At 59.9% G+C, this 11707-nt stretch carries 11 protein-coding genes; 3 read left to right on the top strand and 8 right to left on the bottom strand.

Annotated elements, in window-relative coordinates; translation table 11 throughout:
• From HX846_RS00530 to tssA, 7 genes are all read right to left on the bottom strand, one after another.
• The coding region (locus HX846_RS00530) for an AAA family ATPase (protein ID WP_178964789.1) at positions 1-1268 on the bottom strand (1268 nt) is incomplete at its 3' end.
• A gap of 6 nt (positions 1269-1274) precedes the next feature.
• Positions 1275-2282: a type VI secretion system baseplate subunit TssG gene (gene tssG, locus HX846_RS00525; protein ID WP_177019437.1), complete on the bottom strand. Its 1008-nt coding sequence runs from the start codon at positions 2280-2282 to the stop codon at positions 1275-1277.
• Positions 2246-4021, bottom strand: a complete 1776-nt coding sequence (tssF, locus tag HX846_RS00520) for a type VI secretion system baseplate subunit TssF (protein ID WP_178964788.1) — start codon at positions 4019-4021, stop codon at positions 2246-2248. Before tssF ends, tssG begins: the two co-directional genes overlap by 37 nt.
• Positions 4011-4436: a type VI secretion system baseplate subunit TssE gene (gene tssE, locus HX846_RS00515; protein ID WP_178912508.1), complete on the bottom strand. Its 426-nt coding sequence runs from the start codon at positions 4434-4436 to the stop codon at positions 4011-4013. The genes tssF and tssE overlap by 11 nt, the downstream gene beginning before the upstream one ends.
• Positions 4433-5908, bottom strand: a complete 1476-nt coding sequence (tssC, locus tag HX846_RS00510; protein WP_178964787.1) for a type VI secretion system contractile sheath large subunit — start codon at positions 5906-5908, stop codon at positions 4433-4435. The genes tssE and tssC overlap by 4 nt, the downstream gene beginning before the upstream one ends.
• Positions 5909-5936: 28 nt before the next feature.
• The gene (gene tssB / locus HX846_RS00505; RefSeq protein WP_177008256.1) at positions 5937-6434 is read right to left on the bottom strand and encodes a type VI secretion system contractile sheath small subunit; all 498 of its coding nucleotides are present in this window, start codon (positions 6432-6434) and stop codon (positions 5937-5939) included.
• A gap of 32 nt (positions 6435-6466) precedes the next feature.
• Positions 6467-8020 (bottom strand): type VI secretion system protein TssA, encoded by a 1554-nt coding sequence (gene tssA, locus HX846_RS00500; protein ID WP_178964786.1) that lies wholly within the window; start codon positions 8018-8020, stop codon positions 6467-6469.
• A 476-nt stretch (positions 8021-8496) separates the two neighbouring features.
• On the opposite strand from tssA, the gene HX846_RS00495 reads away from it, so the two are divergent.
• Positions 8497-9012 carry an Hcp family type VI secretion system effector gene (locus HX846_RS00495; protein ID WP_003208034.1) on the top strand — a complete coding sequence of 172 codons (516 nt, stop codon included), beginning with the start codon at positions 8497-8499 and terminating at the stop codon, positions 9010-9012.
• A gap of 55 nt (positions 9013-9067) precedes the next feature.
• On the opposite strand, the gene HX846_RS00490 is transcribed toward HX846_RS00495, so the two are convergent.
• Entirely contained in the window at positions 9068-9889 is an 822-nt protein-coding gene (locus tag HX846_RS00490) for an aldo/keto reductase (protein WP_178912506.1), read from the bottom strand.
• Between the two features lie 108 nt (positions 9890-9997).
• On the opposite strand from HX846_RS00490, the gene HX846_RS00485 reads away from it, so the two are divergent.
• Together HX846_RS00485 and HX846_RS00480 are read left to right on the top strand one after the other, a co-directional pair.
• Positions 9998-10492, top strand: a complete 495-nt coding sequence (locus tag HX846_RS00485; protein WP_177041632.1) for a DUF1543 domain-containing protein — start codon at positions 9998-10000, stop codon at positions 10490-10492.
• 104 nt (positions 10493-10596) lie between these two features.
• The gene (locus tag HX846_RS00480) at positions 10597-11697 is read left to right on the top strand and encodes a polyamine ABC transporter substrate-binding protein (RefSeq protein WP_178964785.1); all 1101 of its coding nucleotides are present in this window, start codon (positions 10597-10599) and stop codon (positions 11695-11697) included.
• Positions 11698-11707 lie beyond the last annotated feature (10 nt).

The following is an 11707-nucleotide window of genomic DNA, read 5'->3' as shown; positions in this document are numbered from 1 at the left end:
AGTTCGGCGCGCAACTGCTGCAGTTCGTCCGGCGCCGTGACCAGGCTGATCCGCACCCGGGCACAAGCGGTGTCCAGCACGTCCACAGCCTTGTCCGGCAACTGGCGGCCGGCCAGGTAGCGGGCACTCAACTGCGCGGCGGCGACCACGGCGTCATCGCGCACGTAGACTCCGTGGCTGGCCTCATACACCGGGACCAACCCACGCAAAATCGTCACGGCATCGTCAACCGTCGGCTCGTGCACCTGCACCGGCTGAAAACGCCGCGCCAACGCCGGGTCTTTCTCGAAGTACTTCTTGTACTCCGACCAGGTCGTCGCGGCGATGGTACGCAACTCACCTCGTGCCAGCGCTGGCTTGAGCAGGTTGGCGGCATCGGAGCTGCCAGCCGAGCCGCCTGCGCCGACCAGGGTATGGGCCTCATCGATGAACAGGATGACCGGTTGCGGCGAGGCGTTGACCTCATCGATCAAGCCTTTGAGGCGGCGCTCGAACTCACCCTTGATGCTGGCACCGGCTTGCAGCAGGCCCATGTCCAGGGTCAGCAGGCGCACCTTCCTGAGCACCTCTGGCACTTGCGCGCTGACGATCCGCAGGGCCAGGCCCTCGACTATCGCGGTTTTCCCGACACCCGCCTCGCCCACCAGAATGGGGTTGTTCTTGCGCCGCCGCGCGAGCGTATCGATCATTTGCCGGACTTCGTTATCGCGACAGAGCACGGGGTCGAGTTTCCCGTCCCGGGCCTGGCGAGTCAGGTCATGGGTAAAGCGCTCCAGCAAGGAACTCCCCGCCTCAGCTGGAGCCGCCTGCGCGTTTTCACTCAAGAGAAATCCGAGCACACGCGGTGCATCAAGCGTGCTCATCACCGACTGGTAACGGCTGCCAGCGTGCTGCATCGGGTTGCGCAACAAGGCGAGCAGCAAGGCGCCATGGTCCACTTCCCGTCGGCCCAGCTCCAGATGGGCAACCAGCAACGCCTGCTGCAGCCATTGCACCAGGGCGGGCGAAAACACCGGATTGCGGGACGCGCTCTGGTCGACCCGAGGTTGCAGCACGGCCTGCAATTCCCCGGCATCCACGCCCGCATCCTGCAGCGCTCGCATAAGAACACCCTCGGGATGCTCCAGGAGCGTCAGCAGCAAGTCTTCCACCAGGACCTCGCCGCCGCCCCGGGTGACACAACGCTCGGCGCTGCGTTCCAGGTCGCGCCGTGTGGACGCCGTCAATGCCTGGATAAGTTGTTGCAGATCCACATTCATCATATCCATCAATCCCTAATGATTTTTACTGGCCAGGATGACCACGCCGTCTGCCCGCTCATGCCCCAGCCAACTGGTCCAGCCCAGGCGGCAGACGTTGTGCTCGCCAAGGTGCAACGGCCGGACCTCGCCCGCCGCCAACACCAGTCGCACGTCGTATTCCAAGGGGTCCCGGGCGGCAAAACGCACCAGCGCACACAGCGGCTCGTAACCCGCCCCGGTGGGCAAAAACTCGTGAAAACGCTGCCAGTCGAGTGCCAATACATGAACCCTGAACATGCCACTGCGGTCGATAAGGCACTCCCCCAGCACCAGGTCCGAACCCAACGAGCTATAGGCGCGACCAAGGTCATTGCGCTGCTCCTGGTCGATCACTACCCTGCGCTCGACCCACTGCTCGATGACCAGCCGGTTGTGCTTGAAGTAATAACGCAGCACGGTCTCGATCAGCGCGGCGGAGTGCACGCGCAGGCTCAGCAGCCCCAGGTAGGGCAACAGGCGTTTCCAGTTCAGTTGAGCCGCGCTGCGAATCGCGCTGCCACCCAGGCCCACCCATGCAAACATCTGCTCGGAAAAGGGATCGCGGGCGCCCGTTTGAAAACTCGCCTGATAACGATATTTTCGCCAGATCGGCACTATCAGCCGGTGCAGGCGATGGTGAAAAAGATCAAGAAATTCCCGCGTCGGATTACCGCCCGCTACCTCGGCAAAGGCTTGCTCGCCATAGAACGCCGGCAGCGGTGACCCTGTACCAAACAGGCCCAGCACATTGAGGCGAAGCCGTGCCCGCAAATGGCCGTGCTCGACAAAAAACTCCACACGATCAATGTCGTTGCCGGGAAAGCCAAAGCCTGGGTTGGCCTGGAACTCCAATTGATCGTAGAGCGCATCCTCGTCCAGCGAGGGATGCGCCTCGCGCAGGCGCTCGATAATCTGCGCAACCGCCTGAAACACCGAGTACTCGCGAATCACTCGGGACAGTGCGGTTAAAGCAGGGGCTGCTGGCCCATCCGGGGTGGCCATAGGTACACGTCTCCTTGTGTGCTGATGACTCGCAGTTCGTGGTACGAGTTGAGGCTGGCGTAAAGCGCGAAGAACTCGTTGAGCACCGAGGCAAAGACGAACACGTCGCCCTCCCCCAGGTAGCCTTCAGGATCGATGGTGAGGTCAACCCGTAAGCCGCGAAATGGCAGGCCTCGGTGCAGCCGGTCTACGGGCTGGTGACTGATCGAACGGAGGGCGCCCAGCCTTCGCCTGCTGACCTTTTCCACCTGGCGGTCGTGATAACGCGGCAGGTCGTAGGTTTCGAGGATCACCCTCAAGGCGTTGATATCGGTCAATGACAGATAGTTGAGCGACATATTGCTGATCAGTCGCCACAGGAAGTCACTGTCCAGGGGTGGCGCAAAGCTGGGGGTTGCCGCGGTGATGTTGCGAAACGAGAGAAACTCGGGCGTCTGTTCGCACGCCTGATTGATATCGCCCACCTGCAGCAGGCATGGCAGGTTGTGGTTGGTGCAGGTCAGTTCAATCGACAGGGTTTCCTGTTCATGCACTGGACACCGGTCGAAACTCAGCCAGGTATCCAGGCCGGCATGTTGCAGGGATGGCCGCTGGCGAACGCCATAGCTGGGCGCGGCGCTGCCAAAATCGTGCTCAAACGATTCGAACGGAACATATTCCTGGTACCCGAGGCCTCCCGGCCGCCATCCCGTGACCTTGTCGACGGAAAATACACCGCAGTTCCCCCTGGCGTATTCGCCAGGCAACAACAGGTATTCGTCCTGCTTGCCGTCCAGGCGAATCGGTACGCCGTCGTGCTTGAACAGATTGACGATGGGCGTGCAGTACAGCTTCACGTTGTCCAGGGTAGGCGCCATTCGCTCAATACCGCGACCACGCATGTCGAAGCGTAACGTCACGCCATGTACCTGCTTGAGTACGTCAATAGGCAACCTGCTCAGCGCGCCAAGGCCACTCACATCGACAAACAGGTATTTGTCGGGAAAGGCGAAGTACTCCTGCAAATGGCGATAGCCACGAAAGGTATTCAACGGATAAGGGATCAGTGCCTCATCCTCGGAAAAGCCCACAGGACTGATATCGTTGCTGGACAGACGCAATGAAACAGGCTTGCCGTCGGCGCCGATGACCGGCAGCCCGTCGCGCCCGAAAGGCTGCAACTCGAACCCGTCCAGGTGACGCAAAAGCCCCAGGTAAAGCGCCTGGCTGACGGGCTGCTCCCCCGCGAGATGCAAACGCAGGCAGTTCAGTTCCAGCTCACTGAAGTTGCCCTCGGCCGTCATCTCCAGACGCAGGCAGAGCAAAGCGCCCTCGCCCTGTACCGAGTACTCCATGGCGGCCAGTTGCAGCGGCAAGACCTGCGTCGGGTAACAGGTACGAAAACGGCAGCATTCACCGTCGATCGCAATGCTTTCCACCGGTGTATCCCGCTCGACCCTGATGGCCGGCCCTGTGCGCTTGAGCGGATCAAACTGCAGCATGCTGAACGACGGCAGCGGCCGCATATAGTTGGGCCACAGCAGATGCATCAACGAGTGACTCAACTCCGGCAATTGATCATCAAGCTTCTGCCGCAGGCGACCGGTGAGGAATGCAAAACCCTCAAGCAACCGTTCTACGTCCGGGTCCTGGCCAGCGTCCCCAAGAAACGGCGCGAGTGCCGGGTTGCGCTCGCAGAAGCGTCGCCCCAACTGTCGCAGTGCGCTCAGCTCGCCCTGGTAGTAGCGGTTAAACGACATTCGGTTTGACCTCGACCCGTGCGCCGTGAGCCAGGCTGGCGCAAAAGGCGACCGCTTGCGTCATGCCATTGACTTCCATGGCCCCCTCGATGGAAAAAGCCAGCACCATCGGGTCACGGTCCTGTGGCAATGCCTTGACACGGACATCCTTCAGACGGGGTTCGTAGGCCTGGATAAAGCGCTCAATCAGGAACCGAGCCTGGCTCAACGCGTCATGCAGGCTGAGGCGCATGTCATTCAGATCAGGTAACCCGTAATCAGGTAGCGTCTGGACACTGCCCGCACGGGTGCTGAGCATTTTCGCCAGATGACCCGCCACGGATTCCACGACGCAACCTTGCGGGCTGCGCCCTACGCCGGACTCCAGGCGCTCGAAAAGGCTGCGGTTCTGGCTAATCACGTGGCGGCGGCTCATTCTTTATCGAGCTTGCCGACGAGCGACAGAGTGAAGTCTGCCCCCATGTACTTGAAGTGCGGGCGAACGCTCAGGTTGACGCGATACCAGCCGGGCTCCCCATCGACATCACTGACAACAATGCGCGCAGCCCGAAGCGGGCGCCGTCCACGCACTTCGGTGCTGGGGTTGTCCTGGTCGGCTACGTATTGGCGAATCCATTTGTTGAGTTCCAGCTCAAGGTCGGTGCGCTCCTTCCACGACCCCAGCTGTTCACGCTGCAGCACCTTGAGATAGTGGGCCAGGCGATTGACGATCATCATGTACGGCAATTGGGTACCGAGCCGGTAATTCAGCTCGGCAGCCTTGCCTTCGGCACTGATTCCAAAAGACTTGGGTTTTTGCACCGAACTGGCGGAAAAGAACGCTGCATTGTCACTGCCCTTGCGCATGGTCAGGGCAATGAAGCCCTCTTGCGCCAGCTCGTATTCGCGTCGGTCGGATACCAGCACCTCGGTAGGAATCTTGGTTTCGATCTCGCCCATGCTGTGAAAGTGATGCAGCGGCAAGTCCTCCACTGCACCACCACTCTGCGGGCCGATAATGTTCGGGCACCAGCGATAACGGGCGAAACTGTCCGTCAAGCGGGTAGCAAAGGCAAACGCCGTATTACCCCACAGATAGTGTTCGTGGCTGCTGGCCACATGTTCCTGGTAGGCGAACGTCTTGACCGGGCAATCAACGGGATCGTACGGCGTACGCAATAGAAAGCGCGGTACGGTGAGGCCGATGTAGCGGGCATCTTCGCTCTGGCGAAAACTCTGCCATTTGGCAAACTGCGGCCCTTCAAAATGGTCCTTCAGGTCCTTGAGGTCAGGCAGGCCGGTAAAGCTCTCCAGGCCGAAGAAGCCAGGGCCGGCCGCCGCAATGAACGGTGCATGAGCCATGCAGGCCACGCTGGAAACGTACTGCATCAGCCTGACATCGGGAGCACTGGGGGAAAGGAAATAATTGGCGATGATTGCCCCTACGGGCTGGCCGCCGAACTGACCGTATTCGGCACTGTAGATGTGCTTGTAGAGTCCGGACTGAGTCACCTCCGGTGAGTCCTCGAAGTCATCCAGCAGGTCCTGGCGGGAGACGCTGAGCAGTTCGATCTTGATGTTTTCACGAAAATTGGTGCGATCAACCAGCAACTGCAGGCCACGCCAGGAAGACTCCAGTGCCTGGAAGTCGGGATGGTGCAGGATTTCATCCATTTGCTGGCTGAGCCTTGCGTCAATCTCGGCAATCATCCGGTCAACCAGGCGCTTCTTGACCGGCTCGCCCTTGTTTTGCGGCTTGATCAGCTCCTCGATAAATGCCGAGACTCCACGCTTTGCAATGCTGTAGGCCTCGTCGTCGGCGTTGAGGCGGGTCTGGGCAATGATGTTGTCGAGAATGCTGTACTCATCCGTGATGGGCGCATGCAACGGGCTTTGGCTGGTAGTCATGGTGTCAGTGTCCTTTTAACTGAGAGAGTCATACGGCGGAGCTGTCCAGCCCCAATTCAGCCAATACCCGCTTGCGCGAATCGTCATCGGCGAGGGCATTTTCAATGGCCTTTCGAAAGCTCGGCGTGTTGCCCAGCGGCCCCTTGAGCGCCACAAGTGCATCGCGCAGGTCCATGAGCGTTTTCAGCTCGGGTATCTGCTCAACCAGCTGTGCAGGATTGAAGTCCTTCATCGAATTGATCCTGACCCGGATCGCCAACTCATCAGGTTCGGCTGAATCCTGCAGCCGGTTGGGGACGCTCAAGGCCAGGCCCAAGGCCTGCTTGGCCAGCACCTCGTCGAGGCTGTTCTTGTCGATGCCGACGGGCTTGCGGTCTTCGAGCTTGCGCAGGTCTTCACGCTGGGTGAAGTCACCAAGCACCAGCAATTTCAACGGCAGCTCGACCTCTTCCTGCGCAGTGCCGACGGCGGGTTTGAACGTGATATTGATGCGTTCCCTGGGGGCTACCGAACCTTCTTTCGCCATGGTGTTTCTCCTTTTTCGGGGGGCTCGAAAGCCTATTCAAGTACCGCTTCGAGATCGAAGTGGCACAGCCTGCGATGGACATCTTCCTTGCGCTCACGCACGGAATGGCTCTGGGGCAATACGTCACAGCAGCCATGCAAGAGCTGCAGCACTTCAACCGCCAACTCGGGCTCCCAGCGCTGCAGGCCTGAGTGCTGCAGCTCGTGGTCCAGGTGATCGAGCTGGACTTTGGCCAGGTCATGCTTGCCTGCCAGCAAACACAACCTGGCCAGGCCAAGCCGCCAATGAAACCGGGCACGATCACCTGTTGCGGTTTGCATGCCCTGCTTGAGGGACCGCACAGCCACCTTGAACCCGTCCTTGCGCAGCACGGGCATGACGTCGTGCAACGCTTTGTCCCAAGGCGCAGCCGGGGCATCAGGTGCCGACCTGAGTGGAACCGGGGCTTGCAAATGGCGGGCAACCTGGGTGTTGATCCAGCCACGGGTGACGTCGTCGGCGAAGGGTGTTCCGTCGTGGAAGCGCAGCTGTGCAAGCCCCGGCAAGCGCTGGAGCAACAGCGCGAAGTGCACTTCCAGCTCGGTCATGGCCAGGTCGGCCTGGAGTGCCTGCAGGCACTCCCACACCCGGTACAAGCCGTCGAACCAGAAAGGTGCTCCGGCCAGGCTGCCCTCAAGCTCCAGCAGCAGGTCGGTATGCTGCCCTTGGGCAAAGCGCTCCTGGTACCGCTTGAGCTTGTCGGGCGCCGGCCCGCGCAAAGGCGTTACCTGTTCGCTGTCACAGTCCGGAAGACTGGTGATCGTCAGCCAGGTCAACGTTCGGTTCAGACGCAGTGCGCGCAGGTCAGCGGCATTCTGGCGCTGCCACCAGGCCGACAAGGGCCGGGCATGTTCCTGCAGCGTGCGCAGCAGCTTGTGGGCGTCCTTTTCGTTTTCCACAATGGGCTCGGGCGCCATCAACTGAGTCGCGACCTGCCTGATATGGGCGATCACCCCTGTGCTACCGCCTGCTGGAGGTTCGCTTTCGGTGGACTGTTGCAATCGGTCCGACAGCTGCCTGCGAACCGGCAGTAACAGTGGCGCATCTTCGAGAAGGTGTTCGGTCCACAACTCGTCCAGCCGCGCCAGGTGTTCGAGCATGCAGTGGAACAAGGGCCGCTGATCCTTGAGCGAAACAGGTTGTGCAAGCACCTGCTCGAGGCGCGGGAGCAGCCAGCCAAAGGCGGCACTGCGGGTACGCAGCTTGCCCGGATAAACGACCGCCCAATGATGCTCACAGAGGTAGCGCAGCAATCCGAGGCCTGCGAGTAGCCCGGGGAAGGACTCGCGCTGATGCAAGGCCCAGGTCAACCAGACAGCGACCCGCAAGTCCTTGGACTGGTGGCGTAACAGCGCCTCGCTTTTTTCCACGACCCATTGCCAGTCAGGCTGACTGTTTCCGTGAATGGAGTGCGCCTTGCCCAGTTCAGTTTCAAGCGCCTCATACTCGGTCGAAAAACGCATATCGGCCCCCGCATAACTCGTTTTCGAGTTGGGTGCCTGCGCAAGTTCGAGGTAATAATCGGAAAGCCTGTCTGAGTAAACCATTATGGGCCGCACTTTACTTTCCTGAACATGTTCAGTGAACTAATGGCCATTCAAGCGCACATCAGGACATTGATTAAAGTTTGCCTTCCCTACGAGAAGAGCACGAACCTTATCCATGCAAAAAGCATTGTTCAAGCCACCAAATAGCAGTTAAGGAGTTTCCTACAAGAATAGAAAAATCGCCGACGCGCAAGAATTTGCGCAGCCAAGGCGCCAGGCATCATCATGAATGAGGTGAACTCTGCGAATAACAACGCCCATCAACATGAGCAACTAACTGCACACCCCTGCGCAAACAAATACAACTAAATCGAATTAAAACCTTTAATGCCGTTCAAAATTAAAACCAATAAAACCTTAACCCCCTGCTTTCATTGACGCTCGAACTTTCCGGCACGCTTCTTGATATCGAGCATTACCCGGCCGGCAAGTCCGTCGGCCGGGACGACCTCATTTATCAGGCAAGGAAAACCGTCATGCCAACACCCGCGTATCTATCCATCACCGGCACCAAGCAAGGCTTGATCACGGCAGGCACGTTCACCCAGGACTCGGTCGGCAACATTTACCAGGAAGGCCATGAAGACCAGATCCTGGTGGAAGCATTCCAGCATCAGGTGATCATTCCCCGTGACCCGCAATCCGGCCAGCCCACCGGCCAGCGTGTGCACAAGCCCCTGATGATCAGCAAGGTATTCGATAAATCGTCGCCATTGCTGTTCAGCGCATTGACCTCCGGGGAAATGGTCAAGTGCCGCCTTGAGTGGTACCGAACCTCTTCAGCCGGAACCCAGGAACACTACTTCACCATCGAGTTGGAAGACGCGATCCTGGTGGACATCCAATCACGGATGCCCAACTGCCAAGACCCGAACAACGCACACTTCACGCACCTGGAGGATGTGTATTTCACTTACCGGAAAATCGTCTGGACCCATGAGGTCTCCGGTACCTCTGGCTCTGATGACTGGCGCAGCCCGGTAGCCGGCTAAGCAGCCACCGAAACAGAAACGGCATCGCCATGGACGGCACCGTTTCTGTCGGCCACTAGACCATCGCCAGCGGATGCTTGCGCTTCGGCGCCCCAAAAACCCGGTCAATCGCGTCCAGGTCGTGCTCATCCAGCACCAGCTTCGCCGCTGCGGCATTGAGCCGGACATGCTCTGGCGTAACCGCCTTGGGAATCGCGATCACACCGTCCTGGCGCAAGACCCAGGCCAGGGAAACCTGGGCGGGTGTGACCTCGTGGCGACGGGCAATTTGCTTGAGGGTCGGGCTGGCCAACAGCTCGCCACCCTGGGCGATGGGACAGTAGGCCATCAAGGGTAAATTGTGTTGCTGCCACCATGGCAGCAGGTCGAACTCGATGCCGCGCTCCTCGATGTTGTAGAGCACCTGATTGGTGGCACAGGCCGGGGAAGCCAGCTCCTGCAGGTCTGCCACATCAAAGTTGGACACACCCCAACGACCGATCTTGCCTGCCTCACGCAAGCGCTCGAAGGCTTCTACCGTTTCTTCAAGGGGGTATTGCCCACGCCAATGCAACAGATACAGATCAATGTAGTCGGAGCCCAGGCGCTGGAGGCTGGCCTCACATGCACGTGGAATGCCCTTGTGGCTGGCATTGTGCGGGTACACCTTGCTGACCAGGAACACCTGGTCGCGCTTGCCGCGAATCGCCTCGCCGACGACTTCTTCGGCACCGCCTTCGCCATACATTTCAGCGGTATCGATCAGGGTCATGCCCTCATCGATACCCAGTTGCAACGCGGCCACTTCGGCGCTGCGCTTGCCGGGATCCTCGCCCATGCGCCAGGTCCCCTGGCCGATGACAGGGACGGGTACGCCGGCCAGATCAATGGTGCGCATGACAACCTCCTGATGAATTTGCGAATTAACAGTGTGGCACCGACTGGACAAAAGGGTTCAATCGAAGGAAGGTGGCCCTTTCCATCCCAGCCATAGAAAGGGCCTGCAATGCTGTTTGTGGTCATGTTGGGGGGTAAGCACCCCCGGGCGAAAATCGAAGTGCATGATGTGGTGTTCGCCGTCGCCGACACCCTGGAAGCCGCCTACCCGCAACTGCGCGAGGGCTGGTTCGGCAGCCAGAAAGGTGTGCATATCGACTCCTGGATGACGGTGGATGGCGTTGACGGTTGGAAAGTCCAGCTCAGCCACCTGGCGCCGAACGCCGGGGCGCCGCGCCTGTACTTCATCAACCTGGGCGGGTATGAATCGAACGTCTTTGGCGAGGCACACCACTACCTGCTGGTGGTTGCGCGCACGGCCAGGGAGGCGGCAGCCCAAGGCAAACAGCAGATGCTCACGCACTGGACGCAATCCCACACCGATGGCGTACTGGATATCGACGACTGCCTGCCCATCGACCTGGCAGACGGGCGCTACATCCACCTGGAACGCGGCGTACACCGCCCGGTCATCACGCGAAACGACTACATCGTACTGCCCTGACCGCCTCCTACCCGAACGGGGTATGGCGCCCCACCCGCCACCTGCCTGAAAGTGCGATCAGCCCCTCGGCCTGACAACAAGCACAACATCAAGGTGGGTTCGCCATGCATAAAGCCGTTATCGCCCTGTTCAGCGCTGTCTTGCTTGCATCAACGTCCGTCAGCCAGGCCGCTGACGACCCGGGCAACACCTTGCGCATCTACAACTGGGCCGATTACATCGGGGAACACACCCTCGCCGACTTCGAGAAAGCCACCGGCATCAAGGTGATCTACGACACCTACGACTCCTACGAAACCGTGCAGGGCAAGCTGCTCTCCGGGCGTTCGGGCTATGACCTGGTGGTGCTCAACGCTTCACTGGTACCGCTGCTGATCAAGGCCAAGGCCTTCCAGCCCCTCAACAAAGCGCTGCTGCCGGACTGGAACAACCTCGACCCGCAAGTGCTGAAAAGCCTGGAAACCCATGATCCGGGCGTGACCTATTCCGCGCCTTACACCTGGGGCAGCAATGGCGTGACCTACAACATCGACAAGATCAAGGAACGCATGCCGGATGCGCCCATTGGTTCCCTGGCGATGATCTTCGACCCCAAGATCATTTCGCGCTTTGCCGACTGCGGCATCACCTTCATCGACTCCCCCACCGACATGATCCCGCTGGCCCTGACCTACCTCGGCCTGGACCCCAACAGCGTGGCGCCCAAAGACCTCAAGGCCGCTCAGGATGTGCTGATGGCCGTGCGCCCGTACATCCGCAAATTCGACTCCAGCGGCTTTATCAACGGCCTGGCCAATGGCGAGCTGTGCATGGCCACCACCTGGTCCGGCGACTACGCCACGTCCCAGGCCCGGGCGGCGGAAGCCGGGGCCAAGGTCAACCTGGGTTACTTCATCCCAAGGGAAGGCTCGCTGATCTGGTTCGATAACTTCTACATCCCGGCCGACGCACCCCATGTGGCGAATGCCCACAAGTTCATCGAGTTCCTCCTGCAACCGCAAGTGATCGCCGGCGTCAGCAACACCATTCACTACGCCAACAGCAACCTGGCCTCCAAGCCCTTCGTAAATGCCGATATACGCGACAACCCGGCCATCTACCCGGACTCGGCGACGATGCAACGCTTGTTCACCCAGAAAAGCCAGTCCCAAGCCGCCGTGCGCCTGATCACCCGTACCTGGAATGCCGTGAAGACCGGCAAGTGAAACCCAGCCA

This window comes from Pseudomonas sp. K5002 (assembly GCF_013386655.1).
Taxonomy (GTDB): domain Bacteria; phylum Pseudomonadota; class Gammaproteobacteria; order Pseudomonadales; family Pseudomonadaceae; genus Aquipseudomonas.
This window is presented reverse-complemented; position numbering and strand designations above follow the sequence as displayed.